Annotated in this window: 21 protein-coding genes, 1 tRNA gene and 2 pseudogenes; 12 read left to right on the top strand and 12 right to left on the bottom strand. The window is 67.4% G+C overall.

What is annotated here, in order from left to right; all coding sequences use genetic code 11:
* Together SLNSH_RS20940 and SLNSH_RS20935 are read left to right on the top strand one after the other, a co-directional pair.
* A pseudogene (locus SLNSH_RS20940) lies at positions 1–1,238 on the top strand (DNA polymerase III); the annotation flags it as partial.
* A gap of 108 nt (positions 1,239–1,346) precedes the next feature.
* Positions 1,347–1,937: an HD domain-containing protein gene (locus SLNSH_RS20935; protein ID WP_245422435.1), complete on the top strand. Its 591-nt coding sequence runs from the start codon at positions 1,347–1,349 to the stop codon at positions 1,935–1,937.
* Positions 1,938–2,304: 367 nt separating this feature from the next.
* Here SLNSH_RS20935 and SLNSH_RS20930 read toward each other — a convergent pair whose 3' ends face one another.
* The 4 genes from SLNSH_RS20930 to SLNSH_RS20915 form a co-directional block, all read right to left on the bottom strand.
* On the bottom strand, positions 2,305–3,291 hold the full coding sequence (locus tag SLNSH_RS20930) for a methyltransferase (RefSeq protein ID WP_106339630.1): 987 nt from the start codon (positions 3,289–3,291) through the stop codon (positions 2,305–2,307).
* Positions 3,292–3,620: 329 nt separating this feature from the next.
* Positions 3,621–3,962: a DUF6481 family protein gene (locus tag SLNSH_RS20925; RefSeq protein ID WP_106339613.1), complete on the bottom strand. Its 342-nt coding sequence runs from the start codon at positions 3,960–3,962 to the stop codon at positions 3,621–3,623.
* Positions 3,959–4,150 (bottom strand): hypothetical protein, encoded by a 192-nt coding sequence (locus SLNSH_RS20920; protein WP_106339611.1) that lies wholly within the window; start codon positions 4,148–4,150, stop codon positions 3,959–3,961. Before SLNSH_RS20920 ends, SLNSH_RS20925 begins: the two co-directional genes overlap by 4 nt.
* 179 nt (positions 4,151–4,329) lie before the next feature.
* A complete protein-coding gene (locus SLNSH_RS20915) occupies positions 4,330–4,539 on the bottom strand; it encodes a cold-shock protein (RefSeq protein ID WP_106339609.1) in 210 nt (69 codons plus the stop codon).
* Between the two features lie 269 nt (positions 4,540–4,808).
* On the opposite strand from SLNSH_RS20915, the gene SLNSH_RS20910 reads away from it, so the two are divergent.
* The 6 genes from SLNSH_RS20910 (at position 4,809) to SLNSH_RS20885 (ending at position 9,377) form a co-directional block, all read left to right on the top strand.
* Positions 4,809–5,075, top strand: coding sequence for a hypothetical protein (locus SLNSH_RS20910; RefSeq protein ID WP_146140342.1), 267 nt, complete (start codon positions 4,809–4,811; stop codon positions 5,073–5,075).
* A gap of 102 nt (positions 5,076–5,177) precedes the next feature.
* On the top strand, positions 5,178–5,633 hold the full coding sequence (locus tag SLNSH_RS20905) for a carboxymuconolactone decarboxylase family protein (protein WP_106339605.1): 456 nt from the start codon (positions 5,178–5,180) through the stop codon (positions 5,631–5,633).
* A 209-nt stretch (positions 5,634–5,842) separates the two neighbouring features.
* Positions 5,843–6,592 carry an SDR family oxidoreductase gene (locus SLNSH_RS20900; protein WP_106339603.1) on the top strand — a complete coding sequence of 250 codons (750 nt, stop codon included), beginning with the start codon at positions 5,843–5,845 and terminating at the stop codon, positions 6,590–6,592.
* Positions 6,593–6,633: 41 nt separating this feature from the next.
* A complete protein-coding gene (locus tag SLNSH_RS20895) occupies positions 6,634–7,059 on the top strand; it encodes a cupin domain-containing protein (protein ID WP_106339601.1) in 426 nt (141 codons plus the stop codon).
* An 82-nt stretch (positions 7,060–7,141) separates the two neighbouring features.
* The gene (locus SLNSH_RS20890) at positions 7,142–8,047 is read left to right on the top strand and encodes a sigma-70 family RNA polymerase sigma factor (protein ID WP_106339599.1); all 906 of its coding nucleotides are present in this window, start codon (positions 7,142–7,144) and stop codon (positions 8,045–8,047) included.
* Positions 8,048–8,279: 232 nt separating this feature from the next.
* The gene (locus SLNSH_RS20885) at positions 8,280–9,377 is read left to right on the top strand and encodes a glycosyltransferase family 4 protein (RefSeq protein ID WP_106339597.1); all 1,098 of its coding nucleotides are present in this window, start codon (positions 8,280–8,282) and stop codon (positions 9,375–9,377) included.
* Between the two features lie 3 nt (positions 9,378–9,380).
* On the opposite strand, the gene SLNSH_RS20880 is transcribed toward SLNSH_RS20885, so the two are convergent.
* The 6 genes from SLNSH_RS20880 to SLNSH_RS20855 all read right to left on the bottom strand — a co-directional run bounded on the left by SLNSH_RS20880 (position 9,381) and on the right by SLNSH_RS20855 (position 17,096).
* Positions 9,381–10,178, bottom strand: a complete 798-nt coding sequence (locus tag SLNSH_RS20880) for a UDP-2,3-diacylglucosamine diphosphatase (RefSeq protein ID WP_106339595.1) — start codon at positions 10,176–10,178, stop codon at positions 9,381–9,383.
* Between the two features lie 71 nt (positions 10,179–10,249).
* Positions 10,250–12,601, bottom strand: a complete 2,352-nt coding sequence (locus tag SLNSH_RS20875; protein ID WP_106339593.1) for a glycoside hydrolase family 31 protein — start codon at positions 12,599–12,601, stop codon at positions 10,250–10,252.
* A 3-nt stretch (positions 12,602–12,604) separates the two neighbouring features.
* Positions 12,605–13,690: an ABC transporter ATP-binding protein gene (locus tag SLNSH_RS20870; protein WP_106339591.1), complete on the bottom strand. Its 1,086-nt coding sequence runs from the start codon at positions 13,688–13,690 to the stop codon at positions 12,605–12,607.
* A 1-nt stretch (position 13,691) separates the two neighbouring features.
* Complete coding sequence (locus SLNSH_RS20865) at positions 13,692–14,744, bottom strand: carbohydrate ABC transporter permease (protein ID WP_106339589.1); 1,053 nt, start codon at positions 14,742–14,744, stop codon at positions 13,692–13,694.
* On the bottom strand, positions 14,741–15,760 hold the full coding sequence (locus tag SLNSH_RS20860) for a carbohydrate ABC transporter permease (RefSeq protein ID WP_106339587.1): 1,020 nt from the start codon (positions 15,758–15,760) through the stop codon (positions 14,741–14,743). The genes SLNSH_RS20865 and SLNSH_RS20860 overlap by 4 nt, the downstream gene beginning before the upstream one ends.
* 52 nt (positions 15,761–15,812) lie before the next feature.
* Positions 15,813–17,096: an ABC transporter substrate-binding protein gene (locus SLNSH_RS20855; protein WP_106339585.1), complete on the bottom strand. Its 1,284-nt coding sequence runs from the start codon at positions 17,094–17,096 to the stop codon at positions 15,813–15,815.
* 142 nt (positions 17,097–17,238) lie between these two features.
* On the opposite strand from SLNSH_RS20855, the gene SLNSH_RS20850 reads away from it, so the two are divergent.
* Both SLNSH_RS20850 and SLNSH_RS25455 read left to right on the top strand, forming a co-directional pair.
* On the top strand, positions 17,239–18,249 hold the full coding sequence (locus SLNSH_RS20850; RefSeq protein WP_106339583.1) for a LacI family DNA-binding transcriptional regulator: 1,011 nt from the start codon (positions 17,239–17,241) through the stop codon (positions 18,247–18,249).
* A gap of 317 nt (positions 18,250–18,566) precedes the next feature.
* Positions 18,567–18,878, top strand: a pseudogene (locus SLNSH_RS25455) (site-specific integrase); the annotation flags it as partial.
* A gap of 230 nt (positions 18,879–19,108) precedes the next feature.
* Here SLNSH_RS25455 and SLNSH_RS20840 read toward each other — a convergent pair.
* Positions 19,109–19,185 (bottom strand) — tRNA-Met (locus SLNSH_RS20840).
* Positions 19,186–19,476: 291 nt separating this feature from the next.
* On the opposite strand from SLNSH_RS20840, the gene SLNSH_RS20835 reads away from it, so the two are divergent.
* Positions 19,477–20,136 (top strand): TetR/AcrR family transcriptional regulator, encoded by a 660-nt coding sequence (locus tag SLNSH_RS20835; protein ID WP_106339581.1) that lies wholly within the window; start codon positions 19,477–19,479, stop codon positions 20,134–20,136.
* Positions 20,137–20,232: 96 nt separating this feature from the next.
* Positions 20,233–21,573, top strand: coding sequence for an MFS family transporter (locus tag SLNSH_RS20830; protein ID WP_106339579.1), 1,341 nt, complete (start codon positions 20,233–20,235; stop codon positions 21,571–21,573).
* Between the two features lie 82 nt (positions 21,574–21,655).
* On the opposite strand, the gene SLNSH_RS20825 is transcribed toward SLNSH_RS20830, so the two are convergent.
* On the bottom strand, positions 21,656–23,134 hold the full coding sequence (locus SLNSH_RS20825) for a hypothetical protein (RefSeq protein ID WP_106339576.1): 1,479 nt from the start codon (positions 23,132–23,134) through the stop codon (positions 21,656–21,658).
* Between the last annotated feature and the right edge of the window lie 13 nt (positions 23,135–23,147).

The following is a 23,147-nucleotide window of genomic DNA, read 5'->3' as shown; positions in this document are numbered from 1 at the left end:
CGCGCGCGCTCGAGGCGCACCTGCGCGCCGCGCCCGGGGTCGAGCGCGTCACGCTCGCGGGCAGCTTCCGGCGCGGGCGCGAGACCGTGGGCGACCTGGACGTGCTCGCGACCGCGCGCGACGGGCGCGCCTGCGTCGAGCGCTTCTGCGCCTTCCCGGACGTCGCGCGCGTGGCCGCCCGCGGCCCCACCAAAGCCACCGTCGCGCTCCGCTCGGGCCTGCAGGTGGATCTTCGGGTGGTCGCGCCCGAGGCCTACGGCTCGGCGCTGCAGTACTTCACCGGCTCCAAGGCGCACTCGATCGCCTTGCGCCGCATGGCGCAGAAGCGGGGACTGAAGCTGAACGAGTATGGCGTCTTCCGGGACGGCCGACGGATCGCGGGGGACTCGGAGGAATCCGTCTACGCCGCCGTCGGCCTGCCCCTGGTCCCGCCCGAGCTGCGGGAGAACCGCGGCGAGATCGAAGCGGCCCAGGCGGGCCGCCTGCCGCCGCTGGTTTGCGCCTCCGACATCCGGGGCGACCTGCACGTCCACTGCCATTTGGACGATCCGGACCTCGCGCGGACCTTCTGCAAGGCGGCGGCCGCCCGGGGCTGGGCCTATCTGGGCCTGGTCGACCAGGCCTCCCGGCTCGAGTCGGCCATCGCCGGCGGACCGTCCGCCACCGCCGACGCGCTGGCCCGGCTCCCCCCTGAACACGCGGGCGTGCGCGTGCTGCGCATCATCGAATGCGACATCGCCCCCGATGGCGCCCTCGTCTTGCCGGACCCGCTCAAGGCCGCCGCCGACGCGGTGATCGGCGCCATCCATTCGGGCTTCGCCCTCACCCGCGACGAGCAGACCCGGCGAACGCTGCGGGCCCTGCAGCACCCCGCCCTGCGGATCCTGGCGCAGCCAAGCCGCCGCCTGGTCGCTCGGGGCGAGCCCTACGACGTGGACATGGCGCAGGTGATCCATAGCGCGGCGGCCGCCGGCGTGGCGGTCGAGATCACGGCCGATCCGGCCCGGCTCGACATCGGCGATCTCGACTGCGGCCTGGCGCGCGAGGCCGGCGTACCCGTCTCGTTGTCCTCCGAAGCGACCTCGCCGGAGGGGCTCGCGGACCTGGACTTCGCGCTCCTGCAGGCCCGCCGCGGGTGGCTAGAAGCAAGCCATGTGCTGAATGCGCGCTCCTGGCCCGATCTCGATGAGTGGCTACGCGGCGCGGATCGGGGCCGAGCGGCGAGCGCCCCGGAATGAGGATCGCGGACCAAAGATGACGACGTCCCCGACCCATGGGATGGTTCCTACGATCGAAAAGCTCAAGCTGGTGTTTCGGACCGGCGGTTCGCGCCCTATCTCCGTGTCATGAGCACACACCTGAACGACACCGCCCGCATGATGCAGGCAATGGGACGGGCGATTTCAGGGCACGACGGCCAGCGAAGGAAGGGCGAGGCAAACGAGCCCTATGCCATTCACTTGGCCCACGTTGCCCAACTGATCGCGGAAGCGACGGGCGGCAAGGACGCCGATCTGGTCATTGCCGGAATCCTGCATGACGCGGTGGAGGATGCCGGCATCAGCCTCGATGCCCTCGCCATGCAGTTCGGTCGTCCGGTGGCCGATCTGGTCAAGGAAGTGACGGACGACAAGTCGTTGCCGAAGGAGGAGCGGAAGCGCCTGCAGATCGAGAACGCGCCGCACAAAACGGCGCGCGCCGCAATCCTCAAGCTTGCCGACAAGACCTCGAACGTGATGGCGCTCGCCGTTTCGCCGCCGAGGGATTGGGACCGGGCGCGGTTGGAACACTATGTCGATTGGGCAGAAGCCGTTGTGGCGCGGTTGCCCGAGCGCAATCCAGTGCTGATGGCCAAGTTTGAGGAAGCTTGCGAACTGGCGCGCAAGAGCTTCACTGGCGGGAAAACGTCGGACCTGGACGAGATGCTTCGTCCGTAACCTCTTGAAGTGATCGCAACCGCGGAATCTCAGCGGGCCGCTTCGCTCTAAGGAGCCCGTCTGCTCGCGGGCGAAAGCGGTGATCGGTGGAGTAACCCCGCCGGCGCCGCGTCCTGCGACATGAGCCTGAGCGTCTGTGGTGGGGCGGGCGACCATGACGACGCCCCCCCCAAGCCGAAGGCGGCCAACGTCCGGGGACAAGCGGAATTGTGTTCGCCCCCCCGGGAGGCTTCGCCGATCCAGAGGCGGCGGCGCCGAGCTCGACGCCCAACCCGAGCCTGCCAGTGACGGCCAGCATCGGCAGAAGCGCCTCTGGGGATCTGGTCGAGCCCCGGCGCCTTGGGCGGGGCGGCCAAGCGCGGCTGGGTCACGCGTCTTTGGCTTCCAGTAACTGGATCGCCGCCGCCGTTGGAATGACTCTCGAAAGCGACAACCCTGCTCGCGCGAACAGCGAAGCATACTCGTCTTCCGTTCGCTCCAGCCCACCCGTGATCGCCAGCATCGTGAGGTCGATGAGCTTGATCGTCGAGAAGGCGTTGCCCGGTGGTACGAGCGTCTCGGCCAGCAGGACGCGGCCATGAGGGGGCAGCACGCGGCGGACCGCGGTGAGGATGGCCACGGACTTCTCGTCGTCCCAGTCGTGGATCACCTTTTTGAGAATGTAAACATCCGCCCCGGCAGGCACACCCTCGAAGAAATCGCCGGCAATGAAGGAGGTGTTCGGCAGCGGGCCGCCCACGCCCTTCCTGGCCTCTTCCACGCCGCTCGGTAAGTCAAACAGTATGCCCTTTAGGTGGGGATTGCGGGCTAGGATGGCCGACAGGAGCCGGCCATGGCCGCCGCCGATGTCCGCAACGGTGGAGCATCCGGCGAAGTCGTAGGCGTCCGCGACGGCCTCGTTCACCCCGCGTCCATACGCCACCATGGCAGCCTGGAAGGCCTTGGCAGCCTCGGGATTTTGAGCGAGCCACGTAAATCGCGGCAGGCCGAACACGACGTCAAACGAGGGCTCGCCTGTCCGCACAGAGTGAGACAATTTATCGAAGGCCAGGTAGGGCTCCGCGTTCAGCATGCGTAAAAAGTCGAGTGGTCCGCGCCCGGCGCGCAAGGCGTCCCCGACCGCGGTCAGACCGAAGACGCCGCTCGGTTCTTCGTGGAACACTCCTTCGGCGCACAGCACCCGGAGCACACGCGCGAGCGCGCCGGCATGGACGCCGCATTCCGCCGCGAGATCCTCGGCGGAGCGGGCTCCGGCGACAAGTCTGTCGGCGATGTCCAAGTCGACCGCTGCCTTGAGGGACTGCGATATGGCGAACCCGAAACCCAAGCGAGTCAGATGCTCTTCAGGGCTCATGGCCAACTCCCTCATGGTCCGCCAATCCGCAAGCAGTGGCTATCGTCGGGAGGAATGCTGGACCGGCTTGCCACATCGTGGCGCCTCGCCCATTGACGATCAAGGCGGGAGGCGCGGGCCGGCCGAACGCCGCCCACAATTGCGCGCGCAAATCGCCTGTCCGGAACTGCCGGCCGCGCGGCATGCATCTAGCCCGCGAGGTGCGCGGCCCAGGCCTCGGCCAATGCGGTGTCGGCCAGCTTGGCCCTGAGGTCCCGCCGCGGGTTACACAAGCCCATGGGCTCGTCAGGGTCCTCAGCCGCAAACGTCGCTAGTAGGCCTGTAGGAGCCTACTTGCGCGCCTTCCGCGCGGCGTATCGGGCGTCTCGGGCCGCCTTCTGCTCTGCTTTGAGTGCGGCGGCCTCACGGGCTTCCTGCTCCACTCGCTGCTGAAGCAGAGAGGCCTCCATGGCAGACTGGGCGGCCTGCGCCTCCTGTTCAGACTGCCGCCTTCGCTCCGCTTCTGCCCGCCGGACCCCGCGCGCCGCGTTGATGGCCTCACGGGCCGCGCGCTTTTTTACGGTCGCTGGATCATCCGGACCTGGCCGGGCTGAGAAGCGCTCCAGCATGGCCTTGCGAGAGGCCTGAGCCGCCTTCTGGCGCGCTTCCAAGCTGTCGTTGAACCGGCTCATGCCTTGATCTCATGTTCGCGGACGGAAAGCTCAGTCAATCCGGACTTGATGCGATAGGACACCTCGCCGTTGGGATCCGCGGGCATCAGTCGAATAATCTCGTATTCCGTGGGCGTAGACCCGCGTTTGTCCAAGCTCGGAGTGCGCACGAGGCGCACGGTTTGATGCAGCTTGAAGGTGTAAGTCATGAACAGCTCACTCAGTCCTACGGTCGGCCAGCCGAAAGCTGGTTGACGAAAAAGGCCGCCGTGGGTTGCCCCAAGGCGGCCGTTTGCTTCACCAGGCTATCAACGCGCCAGTACATCCGTGGTCGGACGATGGCCTGGTTGAGACGCGCTCCCGGCCGAAGCCGGCGCGGCCCTCTGGCTTACGCGGCCTCGATGTTCCGCACGGCGGTCTTGCCGCTGCGGCGATCGATCTCGGTGTCGAACATGACCTGCTGGCCCTCGGTCAGACCGCGCATACCGGCTCGCTCAAGAGCGGTTGCATGCACGAACACGTCAGTGCTGCCGTCCTGCGGGGCGATGAAGCCGAAGCCTTTTTGGTCGTTGTAGAATTTCACGGTGCCGTTGGTCATTGTATTATCCTTTAGCGCAAGCGCATGCTGAAGCAGAGCGCCGAACAGCGACGCCGCTCCGATTAGTCGAATTTTGGAGAAAGTCTGAACGTGCGCCCGGCTAAGCCAAGGGCAACGGCTCGATTGTCCGGCCAAAGTCGATGCGGTTTATTTAGGCTGCTTCAAGAGGATTTGCAAGCCCATTCGCCGGAATCGCGAATATTGACATATATTGTACGTACCAAACCCATTGGGCGCATCGGTGCTCGCGGCTGAGCCTGATTGGCCCGATGTTGGGAACGGGCACGTTTTGGTGCTCGACAAAATTGCCTGCAATGCACTTGGACTTTCAATTCGACTGGCTCGATCGCCCCGGCATCGCGGTGCGGGGCGCCTTCTTTGTGATTCCCGAAAAGGGGCTCGCCTGGGTGCGCCTGACGAGCGCCAGCTTGGGCACAATCGAACGCTTGTCGCAGGCCCAGTTCCTGGACCGGTTTGAGGACTGGTCGCTGCCCCCTTTGCCGGGATCCGAAGCGGCCGGCTCCAATTCGAAATGAGCCGCTTCCAGCGAAAATGCTGCGTCGCATGTCACACGAGGGTCGCTCGGCTCGTCACTGCTTCGAACGTCAATATCCGCGTTCCGAGCACAAGGACGAGACATGAGCGAGAACAAGCGACTGGTCTGGAACGAGGTGGCCCCGCAGGGCGCCAAAGCGCTCTATGGCATCCACCACTACATCACCACGGCCACTGACTTGCCGAATGAGATGATCCACCTCATCTTCTTGCGTGTGTCGCAGATCAACGGCTGCGCGCATTGCATCGACCTCCATACGCGCGACCTGCTCAAGACCATGCCGATCGAGAAGGTGGTCCTGGTTCCGGTCTGGGCCGAGGCGCCGCATCTCTTTTCCGACCAGTACCGCGCGGCGCTCGCCTGGGCGGAGGAGGTCACGCTGGTCAGCGAGACGCACGCCTCCGACGAGGCCTATGCAGCCGCCAGCGCGGCCTTCGCGCCGAAGGACCTCGTGGACCTCACGATCACCATCGCTGCGATGAACGCCTTCAATCGGCTTGGGGCGCCCTTTCGCCTTCCGGTCAAAGCGAAGGCCTAGTCGGCCCTATGACACCGTCTAGGCGGCGCCAGCGCCGTCCTTTTCCCGCCGATGGTGATCGCATGTTGACCCGCAACTCCGCGTCTCACCTCAGAAGCTTTTTGCCTGGGCATGTCACATACCGCCCAACCCGCATCGTCCTTTTCTTCAACTCACACCTGAAGGCGGCATGGAGCCGCCCCGTCCGTTTTCAAAGAGGAGACGGTACCATGAAAATCGTGGTGATAGGCGGAAGCGGTCTCATCGGCCGGCGCCTGACAGCTGAACTCTCGCGACTGGGGCATGAGGCCATCGCGGCATCGCCCAGCAGCGGGGTGAACGCGCTGACGGGCGAAGGCCTCGCCGAAGTCCTCCCCGGAGCCGAGGCTGTCGTCGACGTCGCGAACTCGCCCTCCTTCGAGGATGCGGCGGTGCTCGACTTCTTCGAGCGCTCGGGCCGTAACCTCCTCGCGGCTGAGCGCCAGGCGGGCGTGAAGCATCACGTCGCCCTGTCCATTGTCGGCACGGACCGCCTCGAGGGGAACGGCTACTTCCGGGCCAAGGTCGCGCAGGAGCGGCTCATCAAGGCCTCTGGCATCCCCTTCACCATCGTGCGCGCGACCCAGTTCTTCGAGTTCGTCGCCACCATCGCCGAAGCTGCCGTCGACGGCGACCGCCTCGTCGTACCCGATGCCGACTTCCAGCCCATCGCCGCCGCCGATGTCGCCGCAGCGCTCGCCGATGTCGCGCTCGCTCCGCCGCGCAACGTCACGATCGAGATCGCCGGGCCCGACCGCCTGCCGTTCCGCGACTTCGTCGCCCGCCGCATCGCTGCTCGCGGCGACCATCGGGAGGTGCAGGCCGACAGGGCGGCGCTCTACTTCGGCGCCGCGCTCGAGCCGGGTTCGCTTGTTCCCGAGCATGCGGGAGCGGCGCGGCTCGGGCCGACGCGGTTCGAGAGCTGGCTCGCCGCCGCCTGAACCCTGCGCGCGTCCCCCATCCACGAAGAGAGACCCGTTCCATGTCGAGAACAATCCTGCTGGCAGCCTGCCTTGCCGTATCCTCCGTCTCAGCTGTCCCCGCCATGGCAGCAGATGTCGCGAAGGGCGAGGCACGCGTGACCACGATCTTCGACCATCCTCTGCCTTCGGTTCCCGGCAAGAGCCTGCGCGGTGTCCTGGTGGAGTATGGCCCTGGTGGCTCGTCGCCGTCTCACACCCACGCCGCATCCGCCTTCATCACGGCGACTGTGATCAGGGGCGCGGTGCGCAGCCGGATCAACGACGGCCCGGAGAAGGTCTTTCGGGTCGGCGAGAGCTTCGTTGAGATGCCGGGCGACCACCACGGCGTCAGCGCCAACGCGAGTGACGTCGAGCCGTCCGGGCTCCTTGCCGTTTTCGTCGTGGATACGAACGACACCGCGCTGACGAAGCCGGACCGCCCGTAGCGCACCCTTGTATCTTGGGCGGCGGGGCTCATCCGTGGCCATCATCGCCTAGGCAGCCGAATCCACCATCAAGGAAGCGCACATGCAGCAGGTAGACGACGCCACGGTCATCTTCGAGACCCATCGGGCGCGGCTCCTGCGTATTGCATACCGCATGCTTGGCTCGCGCAGCGAAGCCCAGGACGTTGTACAGAACGCATGGCTGCGTTGGGTGACGGTGGACCAGACGAAGGTCGCCGCTCCGTATCCCTTCCTTACGCGCGTCGTCACGCGACTTTGCCTCGATGAGATGAAGTCGGCTCGCGCCCGCCGCGAGACCTACGTGGGCGCCTGGTTGCCCGAGCCTCTGTTGAAAACGGAGGAGGACGGCGTGGACGAGGACGACCTCACGCTGACGCTGATGATGGCGCTGGAGCGCCTTTCGCCGCTCGAGCGGGCCGCCTTCCTCCTCCACGACGTCTTCGGCGTTCCGCTCGGCGAGGTGGCGGACACGCTCGGCCGGGAAGCCGCGGCCGTGCGCCAACTCGCCGTCCGGGCGCGGCGAAACGTGCAGGCCGCGCGTCCGCGCTTTCCGGTCGAACGCGAACAGGGCGAGCGGATCGCACGTGCTTTCTTCGCGGCTTCCACCACCGGCGACACCGCAACGCTGCGCACGCTTCTTGCCGAGAACGCCGTGCTGCGTTCGGACGGCGGCGGCAAGGTTCTAGCCTTCATCAACCCCATCACGGGATTGAACCGCCTCCTACGGCTGTACGAGGCTGTGCGGTCCAAGTGGGGGGAAGGCTGGGCGCAGTTGCTCGAACCCGTCTGGATCGACGGGCTGCCCGGCTACGTCAGCCGCGAGCGTGGCGATGTCCTCCAGACAACAGCGCTCGCCATCGAGGACGGCCGGATCACGGCGATCTACATCACCCGCAATCCTGACAAGCTTCGCCACGTCGCTCAGGCTCTCGCGGCGGAGCCGGACCCGAACTCCCGGACACAGTGATCAGGCGGCGGGCGACCCTGGGTCGCCTCGCGCGAGATCCAGCCTCTCAGAGCGCTCTAGCTCCCGCAAGGCGCGCCAAATTACGCAGAACAGCATGACACAGCAAACGTTTTGGGATCGTGACATCTGGGTGATAGTGCGCGAGACGACCGGGCCCCGCCCTTGCCCACCTTGTGAGATGCGCAAGGCGCGTGTCATCCGCTTGCCGTGCGAGTCCTGTTTAGGTAGCGCCATGAGCGCCCTCGACACGTCAGACTTCGCCGTCGCCTCCGTCTCACCGGCTCAACGGGACGAGCCGCTGCCTTGGAGCGCTCCGGCCGAGGGCTTCTTCAAAGTGGTGGTCGCAAGCGACGCGTGGCGGCCACAGGTGAACGGCGTGGTACGCACCTTGGAAGGCCTGATCGCCGAGGCTCCAGGCCTGGGCGCGGACATCGAGGTGCTCGGTCCCGACCGGTTCCCGTCGATTCCCATGCCGGGGTATCCGGACATCCAGCTCGCATTCCCGTCTGCCCGCACAATCGATTCAGCGATCACGGCGGTGCGGCCTTCGGCGATCCATATCGCCACGGAGGGCCCGGTGGGCTTCATGGTTCGGCGCCACTGCCTGCGCCGCGGCTGGCCATTCACCACCTGCTATCACACGCGCTTTCCGGAGTACCTGGCGGCGCGGGCGCCGATTCCGCTGGCGTGGTCCTACGGGGCGATCCGCCGCTTTCACGCGCCTGCCGTGGCCACGATGGCCGCAACCCCGGCCCTAGCCAGCGAACTGGCGAGCCATGGCTTCGATCGCCTCGCGCTGTGGCGGCGCGGCGTCGATGTGTCCCTGTTCGCCGGCGGCCGGCCAGGCGTGCTGGACCTGCCCAGGCCAATCTTCCTGTGCGTCGCCCGATTGGCGGTCGAGAAGACCATCGACGCCTTCCTGGCTCTCGAACTCCCCGGCTCCAAGGTCGTCGTCGGCGACGGCCCGGCGCGGAACGACCTTCAGGCCCGGTTCCCGCAGGCGCATTTCCTCGGGCTTCTGTCGGGCCAAGCCCTGGCGGACGTCTACGCCTCCGCGGACGCCTTCGTCTTCCCGAGCCGGACCGACACGTTTGGGCTCGTGATGCTGGAGGCGCTGGCGGCCGGCACGCCCGTCGCGGCGTTTCCCGTGACGGGTCCGCGCGACGTGCTGGGCGACTCGGGGTGCGGGGTCTTGTCGGAGAACCTGGCCGAAGCGGCCATGCAGGCCTTGAACATTCCCCGGGAGCGCTGCCGCGCCTACGCCCGCGGGGCGACCATGGCGGAGAGCTGCAGGAGCTTCCTCGAGATCGTCAGGCGAGCGGCGCTCTGAGCCTCAGGCCGCCGGCGCGAGCGCCAGCCGCGCCGGGGCGGCGGGCGCGTGATCCGACGCCGCGCTGGTCCAGCGCACCAGCTCGAGGCGGCCGTCGCCATGCTCCACCACGGCGGAGCACGATTCCACCCAGTCGCCGGTGTTGACGTAGAGGACGCCATCGATGGTCTCGACCGCGGGCTGGTGGATGTGCCCGCACAGCACGATGTCCACGCCGTGCTTGCGCGCGTCGCTGGCCACCGCGTCCTGGAACGCGCCGATGAAGTTGACGGCCGTCTTCACCTTCTGCTTGCTCCAGGCGGAAAAGGACCAGTACGGCAGCCCCATGCGGCGGCGCATGCGGCCGATGTAGACGTTGAGGAACAGGGCCAGGTCGTAGGCCCAGTCGCCCAGCAGCGCGAGCCATTTCACGTGGCGGACCACGATGTCGAACTTGTCGCCGTGCAGCACCAGCATGCGGCGGCCATCGGCAGTGGTGTGGACGTGCTCCTCGACGATGTCGATGCCGCCGAAGTTCGTCCCGACGTACTCTCGCAGGAACTCGTCGTGGTTGCCCGGAACGTAGATGATGCGGGCGCCTTTGCGCACCTTGCGCAGGAGCTTCTGCACGACGTCGTTGTGCGCCTGCGGCCAGTTCCAGCTCACCTTGAGGCGCCAGCCGTCGACGATGTCGCCGACCAGGAAGATCGTTTCGGCCTCATAGACTTTCAGGAAGTCGAGCAGCATGTCCGCCTGGCAGCCGCGCGTCCCGAGGTGGACGTCGGACAGGAACAGGGAGCGGACCTTGACGGACTGGGCCATGGCGAGACCTCCGGAAACCTGCCGCTAAAAACCGGATTCCCGTCTCAGTTTGGTGACAGCGCGTCGTCAGATCAGGCAAGGGACAGCGGCGTCGACCTTCCGGCCTCGATTTCCAAGGAGCGCGAGCCCACGCCGCGAACGCGGATCTCGCGCCAGGCCGGGCGATAGCGGCCCTCGGCGGCAGCCGAAAGGACGGCGGTCTCGCCGTTCCGGCGCAAGGTGATGCGCGTTTCGAGCCCCTCGCCCGTCCGCCAGGCGGCCGTGTCCCCGTCGTCGTCGAAGAGCGCGACCGCGGCCTCGTGGGGGTCGCCATAGACCACCAGCTCCCGAACGCTGTCGCCCGCGGGGTGGAGCCGGTCCGTGGCGGCGCCCAGCGGCAGCATCGCCCCGGCGCGCACAAAGAGCGGGGCGCGGCCGAGCGGCGCGTCCGCGGTGACGTGGGCGCCGCCCTCGACATGCGACCCGTCGTGAAACAGATACCAGCCGCCCGGGTTGGCCGGCAGGCGGACGGACCGCGTCCGGGCGCCCTCCTCCAGCACTGGAGCGACCAGCAGGTCGGGCCCGAGCATGAAGGCGTCCTCGGTCGTCACGGCGTCGGGGTCGTTCGGGAAATCCCAGAACAAGGGCCGGACCGCCGGCGTGTCGTCCAGGGCGGCGCGCCACATCAGCGCGTACAGATACGGGGCAAGCCGGTAGCGCAGCCGGATGGCCTGGCGGATCGGGTCGATCATCTCCGGATACATCCAGGGCAGCGTGGTCACGCCGTCCGAATTCCAGGAGTTCATCACCATCCGCGGCCAGAACGAGCAGAACTCCACGAAGCGGACGAGGAGCTCCGGCGTGGGGCTGGGACCATGGAATCCGCCCACATCGTGGCCGATGTCGAACATCCCGGTCAGGCTCATGTTGAGCCCCTGGGTGAGGTTGAAGCGCAGCGTCTTCCAGGCGGTCGCGTTGTCCCCCGACCATGTCTGGCCGTAGCGCCAGACGCCGGCGGGGCCGCCGCGCGTGATGGCGTAGGGGCGCTTGCCCGGCGCATGGGCGATCTGGGTCTCGCGCGACAGCTTGGTCATGAGCAGCGCCTGGGCGGGGCGCGCCAGAGCCTGCGGGAAAGGCCGGCCATCGCCGGCGCAGACGGCGTCCTCGTCCCAGATCTCGTATTCGTTGTTGTCGTTCCAGACGGTGACGAAGCCCTTGTCCAGCAGGGCCGTCTCCATGCCGGCGCGCCACCAGGCGCGGCCGTGAGGGTGCGTGAAATCCAGATGATAGCCGAGGCCGTCCCAGAACTGCGCCACCGCGGGCTCGCCGGTCTGTCCGTCGAGCACGAGCCCGCCCCGGTCCTGCAGCTCCGCAAGGCGGGGATGATCGTCCAGCAGGCATGGCTTGAGGTTCGCCACCGGATGCAGGCCGGCGTCGTTGAGACTCTGGAGCGTGCCCTCCGGGTCGGGGAACTTGTCCCGGTTCCAGTTGAAGGCGTAGCGACGGCCCGCGATCATCGTGTAGCCCGAGCCGAAGTGGAAGCTGTCGCATGGAATGCGGTGCTGGGCGCATTGGGCCATGTAGTCCGCGATGCGCGCATGGGCGTCAGGCGCGTCGGCGATCGCCATGGACGTGGTCGCGAAGCCGAGCGTCCACTTGGGGTTGAACGCATGGCCGCCCGTGAGGCGCGAGAAGGCGCGCGTGACGTCGGGCACGGTCGGACCGGCCAGGATGTAGGCGTCGAGGTCGCCATCGTCCGCCCGATAGGAGCGGAACAGGCCATGGTAGTTGTCGAGCGTGGCGCCGAGGTCGACCTCGGCCGTCGCGAGGTTGTCGTAATAGACCCCATGGGCGCCTGCCGCCCCAGCGACGATGAAGAACGGGATCATCTTGTAGAGGGGGTCGCTCGTCTCGGCGTCGAACCCGCACGCGTCCACGGCGTCGATCTTGAAGCGGCGGCCCGTCCGGTCGAGCGGGCCTGTCTTGTCGCCGAGGCCATAGTGCCGGTCTCCGGCGTCGCGGGCCATGTGATGCTCGAAGGCGTGCGTCTGGCGTGACACGAAATAGGCCTGGGTGCGCCGGTCCTGCAGGAAGGGCTCGGATTCCCCGGTGCGGAACCAGGCGATCCCGAACGGGTCGAGGCTCACCTCCGCCCTCAGGCGCTCGCCACGAAGCGTCACGATGCCCTCGCCTTCGTCCAACGTAGCGGGCGGGCAGGAGAAGCCCGCCAGGCCGTCGCGGGGACGCCCCTCGAAACCGGGCTCGTGGCCGTTGGGCGCCACCGTCCAGCCCCGATCGAGCCGATAGGCGCCGTCGCGGCGCATCAGGACACGGCCGAGATCCGCCTCCAGCAGGCCCACGCGGATGTCGACGCCGAAGTCGAGCGCGAAGACGGCGTAAACGCCGTCGCGGCCCGCGAAGCGGGCGCGTGTCAGGGCTTTCATGGATCAGCTCCGGGCGGGAATGTCGGGGCGGCGGGCCTGGCCCGTCTGGTCGAAGACATGCAGATGCGAACGGCTGAAGCGGACGGGGAGACTCTCGCGGCGCGCGACGGCGGTCTGGCCATCCAGGCGGATGGTGAGCGCCAGGTCGCCAGGCGCCGCGCCATACACGAACGTCTCGCCGCCCAAACGCTCGACCAGATCCACCTGCGCCACGAGGTCCGCTTCGGCCTCCGCGCAAGCCTCCACGTGTTCCGGGCGGACCCCCAACGTGAGCCGCTCGCCGGCCGGCGCTAGCCCGCGCGGCGCGCCTGCGAGCGCCCGTCCGGCCAGCAGCAGGGCGCCGGAGGCGTCCATCGTTGCGGGCAGGAGGTTCATGCGGGGCGAGCCGATGAAGCCGGCTACGAACAGGTTGTCGGGGCGGTTATAGAGGTCCAGGGGAGCGCCGACCTGCTCGATGCGGCCCCCGTTCAGAACCACGATGCGGTCGGCGAGCGTCATCGCCTCGACCTGGTCGTGGGTGACGTAGATCATGGTGCCGCCGATCTCAGCATGAAGCGCGGCGAGCTCCTTGCGGGTCGCCACCCGCAGTTCGGCGTCCAGGTTCGACAGCGGCTCGTCGAACAGGAAGATCTTGGGATCGCGCACGATGGCGCGGCCGATGGCGACGCGCTGCCGCTGCCCTCCGGACAGAGCGCCCGGCTTGCGGTCGAGGTAGTCGGTGAGCCGCAGCATCGCGGCCGCGCGTTGCACGCGCTTCGCGATCTCCGGCTTGGCGACGCCCATGTTTTCGAGCGCGAAGGCCATGTTGGCGTAGACGCTCATGTGCGGATAAAGGGCGTAGGACTGGAACACCATCGCCAGCCCGCGGTCCGAGGCGGGCATATGCGTGACATCCGCGCCCTCGATGCGGATGGCGCCGTCGCTCACGGTCTCCAGGCCGGCGATCATGCGCAGCAGCGTGGACTTGCCGCAGCCCGACGGGCCGACGAAGACGACGAGCTCTCCGTCCGCAATGGAGAGATCCACGCCCTTGATGACGGACACCGGGCCGAAGTCCTTGCGCACGGCTTTCAGTTCCAGGCCGGCCATCTCATTTCATCCCCGTGTTGGCGATGCCGGTGGCGATGAACCGCTGCAGGAACGCGAACACGATCGCGACCGGGGTCAGCGTCACCACCGTCATGGCGAGCAGGTAATGCCATTGCGTCTGGAGCTCGCCCTGGAAGGCGTTCAGCCCGATCTGCAGGGTCTGGACCTCGCTCTTCGTCAGGACCGCGAGGGGCCAGAGGAAGTCGTTCCAGCGCCACATGATGGAGAAGATGGTCAGCACGGCGAGCGCCGGCGCGGACAAAGGCATGACGATCCGGGCGTAGATGCGCCACTCCGAAGCCTTGTCCATGCGCGCGGCCTCGATGAGGTCACGCGGGATCGTCAGCATGTATTGCCGCAGCAGGAACACGCCCGTCGGGGTCGCCGCGCCAGGCAGGATCACCGCCCAGAGCGAGTTCACCAGCCCCATCTCGGTGACGACGAGGTAGACCGGAACCAGCACGATGGTGATCGGGATCATCAACGTGCCGATCACCGCCAGCATCGCCAGGGTCTTGCCCTTGAACTCGTAGATCGACAGCGCATAGGCCGCCATCGAGTTGATCACCAGCGTGATCGCCGTCGCGATCAGGGTGACGAACAGCGAGTTCTCGAGGAATCGGAGGAAGTCGTACTTGGCCAGGGGTTCGGTGTAGTTGCTCACCGCGAAGGCCATCTCCCTCACCGGCTGGCGCTTGTCGGCCGCAACGCGGACTGTCGTTCCCGGCGCCTTGGGATCGACCATCTGGGCGATGAGGCCGACGCGCCGCACCTGCGCGAGCTCCCGGGTGGAGCCGTCCTCCATGGTCACGGAGAACAGGGGCAGAGGCTGCGGGTAGCCTTCCACCCTCACCTCCTTCTGCGTCATGGGCAGGAAGGACGGCGGGAATTCCAGCAACGCGGCGGGGGTCTTGAAGGAGGACAGAACGAGCCAGAGCACCGGCCCGAACATCAGCAGGACGGCGAGCCCCAGGTAGGCATAGGTCGCCCAGTCGGTCCAGTGGAGCCGGCCCGCGCCGCGGCGGGCCGTGAGGAGGCGCAGGATCCCCGTCATGCCGCCCTCCGACGGGTCAGGAAGAGTTGCAGGAGCGTGAGCACGAAGAGCACGGCGCCGAGCAGCACCGAGGCGGCGGCCGCCAGGCCGAAGTTCTGGACCTGGTTCGCGAACGCCGTGGTGTAGATGTATTGCACGATCATCTGGGTGGCGGTGCCCGGCCCGCCGCCGGTCAGCACGAACACCTCGTCGAAGACCTGCACAGAGCGGATCAGCACCAGCACCAGCACCACGAGGAGGTTGGGCCACAGCAGCGGCAGGGTGATGCGGGTCAACACGCGCCAGGGGCGCGTTCCGTCCATCTCGGCGGCTTCATAGATGTCCCGCGGAATCGCCTGCAGCCCGGCCAGCAGGATCAGCGTGTAGAAGCCCATATGGGCCCAGACCGAAACGAAGACGGACCAGAACATGGCCCAGCTCGGGTCGACGAAGAACAGGATCTTCTGCCCGCCCAGGCTGGTGACCGCGGCGTTCAGCAGGCCATCGCGCTGGAGGATCCATTTCCAGATCAGGGCCACCACCACGGGCGACAGCAGCACGGGAAAGAAGAACACCGCCCGGAAGAAGCCGCGCCCGCGGATGGGCCTGTTCAGCGCCAGCGCCGCCAGAAGCGAGAACAGCACCATGGCGACCATCTGGAAGACGGTGAACTTCAGGGTGTTGGCGACGCCTCGCCAGAAGTGGTCCTCCCGGCAGGTGGACGGATCGAGGTAGGACCCGCAGTCCAGCAGGTAGGCGTATTGCTCCGGTCCCACGTAGGGACGCTGCGACGGAAACAGCGCCGTGCCGCCCGTCACCGAGTAGACCAGGTTGATCCCGATCGGCAGGAAGACGAACAGGCCGAAGAACACGGCGTTCGGCAGCAGGAAGACGTAGGGCATGCGCCTCACGCCCAGGATGCGCTGCAACGCCCTGAACGGCGGTTCGAACACGCGCACGACCGCGTGGCCGAACCGGTCCAGCAACGAGGCGGAGGGGCCGCGCGGACGGGCCCGAGGAGGCGCAATCAGTGTCATGGCCGCCTTCCTGTGAGGGGCCGGGGCTAGTACGGCCCCGGCCGCGCGCGCGTCACTGCTTCTTGTTGCGCTCGGCGATCTGCTGGGCGACGTCGGTCTCGATGCGCTTGTAGGCCTCGTCCAGCGTTGTCTCGCCCGCGACCGCCTGACCCAGGCGGCTGATCACGGCGTTGAAGACGATGCGGCTGTTGGTCCAGCCCTGGATCTTGTAGGCGACCGGGTCGATGCTTGCGACAGCATCGCCGAAGACCTTGAGCGCCGCCGCCGCCTGGGGCGAAGCGGACGGATACTGGACGCCCTTCTTGGCCACCGCGAGGTTGCCCGGCACGAACAGCGTACGCGAATAGAACTCGCTCACGACGTCGTCGCTGGCGAGGTATTCCAGCACCCGCGCGACCTCGGCCGGGTGCTTGGTGGCCTTGATTCCGACCAGGGCCGCGCCGCCGGGCATGCCCGAGCAATTGGCGGGGCCGCACGGCGTGGGCACGGCCACCCAGTCGAAGGCGTCACCAACCGTCTTGTCGAACTGCGCGATCTGCCAGGAGCCCGAAAGGTACATGACGACCTGGGCGTTCTTGAACTCCTCGTTCGCGCCCCGGTACGCGGCGCCCGACACCGAGCCCCACAGCTCTTTCGACATCACGCCGGACTTGTGCCAGTCCACCACCAACTGCGCCGCGCGCTTGAAGCCCTCGTCGATGACGGCCGGGTCGCCCTTGGCGTCCATGACCTTCGCGCCCTGGGACACCGCAAGGCCGAAGAAGCGGTGGCCCGACCGGTCCAGCGCCAGCGGGAACGGCGCCTGCACCTTGTCGGCGACGGTATTCACCGCCTTGGCCCACTCCTCCCACGTCGCCTTCGGGCTCGGCATGGGAACGCCGGCCTGCTCGAACAGGGTCTTGTTCACGAAGGGGCCGGTCACCGTGAGCTGGGTCATGTAGCCGGGGATGGACTTGGCGTCGCCCGGGACCCGCATCCACTCGAGAAACGGGGCGTAGTTCCGCTCGAAGGTCGCGGCGTCCTTCAGGTAGGGACGGAGGTCCAGCATGTAGGGGGCGATGCCGCCCATGTCCGTGGTGCGGGCCATGTCCGGACCCTGGCCGGCGGCGAGCTGCACGGGAAGCGTCTCGTTGGTCGCCTTGAACGGGACCTGGTCGAGGACGACCTTGATGTCCTTGTTCTTGTCCTCGAACCGCTTGAGGAGGTCAGCCATGACCTCGCCCTCGTTGCCGTCCGAGTACCACATCATGCGCAGCGTGGTCTGCGCCTGGGCGTAGCCAGATCCCAGAACCGACAGCGCCAGGGCGCAGCCGACCGCCCATCCGGTCTTCTTCATGGCGTTCTCTCCTCCCGGCGCAGCCCTTTGTTCAGGCTGAGCGTGTTTTTTTCCGCGCCGGTTCGGCGTCGCGAAACCGATCGCACTTGAACATGGCAAACGTTTGCCTAAGCTGTCAACGTGACTTTTTTGGAGAGCGACCGTGAACGATCGCAGGCGTGAGCCGCAAAACGTGTCCCTGGCCGACATAGCCGCCAAAGCCGGCGTCTCGGTCTCGACCGTGTCGCGCATCGCCAACGGCGCGCTGCGCCGCGCCTCCCCGGCGACCGTCGAAAAGGTCCAACGCCTCATCGCGGAATTCGGCTACAGCCCGAACCCGGTGGGCCGCAGCCTGCGCGGCGGGGAGAGCCGACTTATCGCAATGCTGGCGCCGAACCTCGACAACCCGGCCATGGCGGCGATCGCGGCATCTACGGAGGCTGCGCTCCGTGACGCCGGATACGTCATGATCCTCTGTGACACGCACGACGAGCCCGACCTGCAGGACGAGTACCTGCGCGCCATGCGGTCCCGCTTCGTCGAGGGCTTCGTGCTGGTCAGCGCCGTCGCGAGCCGGGAGCTCGAGGCGGCCGTGGGGCGTGCGGACCCGATCGTCTTCGTCAACCGGCGCAGCCCCTATGGTGGCCTGGCGTTCGTGGGGATCGACAACCGGCAAGCCGGAGCGGATGCGGCCGACCACCTGATCGCCTGCGGCGCGCGCCGGCCGGCCGCGGTGCATCCCGAAGACCTCTCGCTGACGATCCGCGACCGGGTCGAGGGTTTCATCGAACGCTTCGAGGCGCGCACGCCGGGCGCCAGGGTGCGCCGCTTCAGCGGGGCCGGGAAGAACCATCTCGACGCGGGCTACAGCGCCGCTTCCGCGTTGGGCGGGAAGGAAGATTGGCCCGACGCGGTGCTGTGCCCGAGCGATCTGATGGCTTACGGCCTGTACAAGGCCGCTTCCGAACGTGGCGTCCGCATCCCTGACGATTGCATCCCCATCGGCATCGATGGAAACGCCCTGAACGCCTGGATTGCGCCCTGGCTCAGTTCGGTGAGCGTCCCGTATAGCGACTTCGGAGCGCGCATCGTCGATTGCCTCAAGGGGGTCAAGACGGGTTTAGACGTGGGCGAAGTTCTGCTGGAACATCGACTGGTCCTGAAGCCGTCCTGACTGAGGCTGGCAGAGTCCGAGCCCCTAAGGTCAGCTTGCCCGCATGGGGCAAGTCCCGAATGGGCGCGTTCCGGACCGAACCCAAAGCGAACTCCTGAATGAAGGTTCGCCGCGACAGAGGCCAAGGTTCGTTTCGGGTCCTGAGGCCGACCTTCTCCGCGCCAGGGCTCAGTGTCCGTTCCGGGTCGGGAGCGGCCTCTCCGGCTACGCGAGCCTAATGTCGCCTCCTAAGCGACGCTGACGCGCTGCTCGCCGGCAGAGAAGGATGTCCATCGCAGTTTTTTGAGCGGAAGCGGCGATCCAAGTAGGAGTTCGCCATGTCTTTCCAGCAGGGAATGCTTTCGGAGCGCCGGCCATGGACTGCGGGTCGCATAATAGGCGCGAAACCGCCACTCAGACCCCAGCACATCTGGGCATTGAGGACACGGCTCCAGCTCGAGAGACGCTTTCGCGACCTCGCGATGTTCAACGTCGCAATCGACAACAAGCTAAGAGGTTGCGATCTCGTTCGTCTTCGCGTCGCCGACGTAGCCGCAGGTGGGACGGTAAGCACCAAGTCGACGGTCGTCCAGCAGAAGACGGGCCGTCCCGTCCCGTTCGAATTGACGGGCTCAACTAGAGCGGCCATCTAAGCTCGTCTGGATTCCCGAATGGGGCAAACCGCGCGTTGAAGACGTATCGTCGGTTGATTCGGAGAAGGTATTCTGTGCGTGCCACCGCCGCTCTCGCGAGGTTGCGGCAGCGGCTGCGACCGGCCTCGGCGAGAGGCACACATGTGAGTCACATGCGTGAGGGCGCATCCGCTACCAGGAGGCGCGCAAGCTGCTGAGACTGAGGCTGTCTTTCAGGGCGCTTAGGGTGGTAGCGGAGGAGGGACTCGAACCCCCGACACAAGGATTATGATTCCTCTGCTCTAACCAGCTGAGCTACTCCGCCCCGGCGCCGTATCGGCGTCGCGGGGTTCGGTCGATGCGCCCCCGCAAGGCGAGGCGGGTGATAGGATAGGGGCGCGGGTGTGTCAAGCATAAGCCGCGATGTCTCGCGCGATGAAAGGCTGGCTCGCAAAGCCGGCGGATTGTCACCGTTCCGCCCCTGGTAAGAGACGCGCTGCGGCTTCCTCGCACCGCAAGCAATCTTGGGCGCTCAACCCATCGCTCGTACCCGCCAATCAGCTTCTGGAGCCAGGACTGTTGACGTCGCTTCTCAGAAAACTGTACCGTACAGTTCATGACAACAACAAACGGTCAAGAGAGCGCCAGGGGAAAGGCGTCGCGGGGAGAACGACGGCGGGCCGAGATCCTGCAGGCGGCTGCAGAGGTGTTTGTGCGCAGCGGCTACGCCGGCGCGACGGTCGACGAGATCGCCAATGTCGCGCAGGCTTCCAAGGCGACGATCTACAGCTTCTTCGGCGACAAGGCCGCGCTTTTCGCGGCCGTGATCGTGGAACGCGCGGAAAGCGTGCTGGCGCTCGATCTCGGAGCCTCAGGTGGCGACGTCGAGGCCGCCCTGGCCCGATTCGCACGGCGCTATATCGCCGCGGTGCTGTCGCCCGAAATCTTGGGGCTTTATCGGCTCGTCATCGCTGAAGGCCCTCGCTTCCCGGACATCGCGCGCGCCTTCTTCAGCGGCGGGCCCGAGCGTATCGCCGCGCAGTTGGGCGCGCAGTTCGAACGCTGGCGCGCCGCCGGGCTCCTCGCCGTCGACGACCCGCTCCGCGAGGCCACGCGCTTTCTCGAGACGCTTCGGGGAGACCTGCACCTGCGGGCGCTCGCCGGACTGCTTTCGGAACCGCCCGAACGAGAGGTCGCCCTCCGCATCGCCGAGGCGCTGTCTCGGATCGACTTCACGCCTCCTGGCGTCCCGATTGCGCCCAAACCGGCGCGCTGAGCCGGAACCCTGAGAAACCGCGGGCGAGCGGCGCCGTTGCACGAACGGCGGCCAGTCCGCGCAAGAAGCAAGCCCCCCCAACGCACCAGGTGAGTCATGGACCAGATCGCCCCCTCCCCCACCCTCGCGCCAGGCGAGCTTGCGCCCGACCGGCACGAAACGCGCCGGCGCGTCCTGGCCATCGTGGGCGCCGCGTCAGGCAACCTGGTCGAGTGGTATGACTTCTATGTCTACTCGTTCTGCGCGCTCTATTTCGCCCCAGAGTTCTTCCCCAAGGGCGACCAGACCTCCCAATTGCTGAACGCCGCCGGCATCTTCGCGGCCGGCTTCCTGATGCGGCCAGTCGGCAGTTGGCTGTTCGGCGCGATCGCGGACCGGCTCGGCCGCCGCAACGCCATGATGCTGTCGGTCTCGCTGATGTGCGCCGGGTCGGCCGCCATCGCCGTGCTGCCCACCTACGCCACCATCGGCGTGATGGCGCCGGTGCTGCTCCTCGTCGTGCGGCTCATTCAGGGACTGTCCGTTGGCGGCGAGTACGGGACCAGCGCCACCTACATGAGCGAGGTCGCGATCGGCGGCCGTCGCGGCTTCTTCAGCTCGTTCCAGTACGTCACCCTCATCGGCGGCCAGCTGCTCGCCACGCTGGTGCTGGTGATCATGCAGCTGTTTCTGCAGGAGGGCGACATGCGCGCCTGGGGCTGGCGCGTCCCCTTCGCCATCGGGGCCATCGCCGCCGTGATCGCATTCTACCTGCGCCGCTCGCTGCACGAGACGTCCTCGGCCGAGACGCGCGGCAAGAAGGGTGCGGGGACGGTCGGCGCCATCTTCGCCAGCGAAGATAACCGGAAGGCCTTCTTCATCGTCCTCGGCTTCACGGCCGGCGGATCGCTGATCTTCTACACCTTCACCACCTACATGCAGAAATACCTGGTCAACACAGCCGGGTTCAGCGCCGCCACCGCGACCAACACCATGACGGCGGTGCTCTTCGTCTACATGCTCATGCAGCCGCTTTTCGGGGCCTTGGCTGACCGGATCGGCCGGCGCACCTCCATGCGGCTGTTCACGGGCCTCTCGGTCCTGATGACCGTCCCGGTGCTGACCATGATCTCCGGTGTGCGCTCGCCGGTGGCGGCCTTCGCGCTCATCACGCTCGCCCTGGCCGTTGTCAGCCTCTACACCTCCATCAGTGGCCTGGTGAAGGCGGAGCTGTTCCCCGCGGAGGTGCGCGCGCTGGGCGTCGGCCTGGCCTACGCCATCGGCAACGCGCTCTTCGGCGGCACTGCCGAATACGTCGCGCTCTGGTTCAAGCAGGCCGGCATGGAAAGCGACTTCTACTGGTACGTCACCGCCCTCATGGTGGTCGGCTTCCTGGTGTCGCTCGTCATGCCGGACTCGCGCGAGAACGGATATCTCCAGGGCCACGGCACCGAGTAGGAGCCGCAGTTGAAGCTCGCAGCAAGGAAGACGCCGGACCTGTCTGGCGGCTTCCGCGCCATCGGCGCTCTCGCGCAGAGGATCATGGGCGATGCAGGCACGCATAGTCCCTCAGCAGATCCCGGGCGCGCCGGTCATCAAGGCCGCCGGCGTCCACGCTTCCCGTTGCGACGGCGCACGAGAGCCAGAAATATCCGGCTCCCGGATCCACCACCAGCCGGCGGGGCCGGAAGTCGGCCACGAGCACGCCAAGGTACGGCGTGGTGGACGACCAGCCCAATCGGGGGTCGGCCGCGGCGCGCGTCACGGAAACGAAATCGGGGCTCCCCAGGGCGGGATCGGCGAGCGTGCATCGGGCCAGATCGGCGACGGCCGCGCGGTAGCGGGTCCACGCGCGGGCGAACTTGGCCGTCTCCACGGCGTGGACAAGCATCACGAGCGCGAGCGCTCCCGCCAGTGCGCGGGCTCCGCCCGGCGATAAAAGCCTCGTGCCAGCGTCACGAACGAGCCGCGCGGCCAGAAGCGAGCCGGGCAGCGCGGCCAGCGAGGCGAAACCGCCGAGGATGGCCGTGAGGACCAGAAGCGCCGTGCGCATGCCATAGCGCTCGTCGGCATGCAGCGAGTGATCCCAAAGCGCCCAGTAGGCGGCCAGCGCAGCCGCGGAAGCCCCAACTGCCAAGAAAGCCTGCGGCCGGCCCGTGAGTCGGGCGAGCGCCAGAACACTGATCCCATAGAGGCTCAGCGCGCCCCCGAGCGTCAGCGCGAGGGAACTTAGGAGCAGCCCCGGATCGAGAAACTGGGTCGCCGCCCGCCAGCGGACCTCCCCGAAATAGGGCCCCGGCGGCGCAAGGGCGTTGGCCGTGACCCAAAGCACGGCAGCTGCCCCGGCGCAGGCGGCGGCACGCCGGAAACGGGCGTCCCCAACGCCCCGGGGCGACAGCCCGGCGAGCAGCGTCCCGATCAGCACAAGGGCACCCTCATGCGTAAAGGCGAGCGCCACCATCAGGCAGCAGACCCGGAAGGCGCCAGCCCTGCCGGGCGGCGCCCCATGAGCGCTCGCCAGCGTTGGCCAGAACAGCCCGTGGGCCACCCACATTTCTGTCGGGAACCCGAACACGAGCGGGCACAGCGAGGCTGTCGAAACACAGGCCCAGGTGAAGAATGGCCGCCCCTCGGTCCGATCCGCCGCGTATGTCCCCGCAAGCGAAAGCAGCGGCACGGAAAAGAACAGCGCCCCATACGCCACCACCCCGGCCTGGAGGTCGCCCGTCCAGCCGGCGACGAACTCGGCCGGAGCCATGGTGACGAGCGCCACGACGCCGCGCACGGCGATATCGCGCCAGTGGAAGGCCCAGACCTCCCGGACCGCCACCGCATAGGAGAACAGCGCGCCATCCGCATAGGTCTGCAGACGCCACCCCAGGCCCACGACGACGAATGCAACGGCCCACGCCAGTCCGCCGCCGATCGCGACGGCGCGCAAGGTCACGGCCGAAGCGACGAACTCATCATAGGAGCCCAGCCCCCGCCCGGGGGGCCGCGAGCGACTCGGAACCCGCATGAGCGCTCACCGG

It is taken from the genome of Alsobacter soli, assembly GCF_003004785.1.
Taxonomy (GTDB): domain Bacteria; phylum Pseudomonadota; class Alphaproteobacteria; order Rhizobiales; family Beijerinckiaceae; genus Alsobacter; species Alsobacter soli.
The sequence above is the reverse complement of the archived record's forward strand: the minus strand, read 5'-3'. Positions and strand labels throughout refer to the sequence as shown.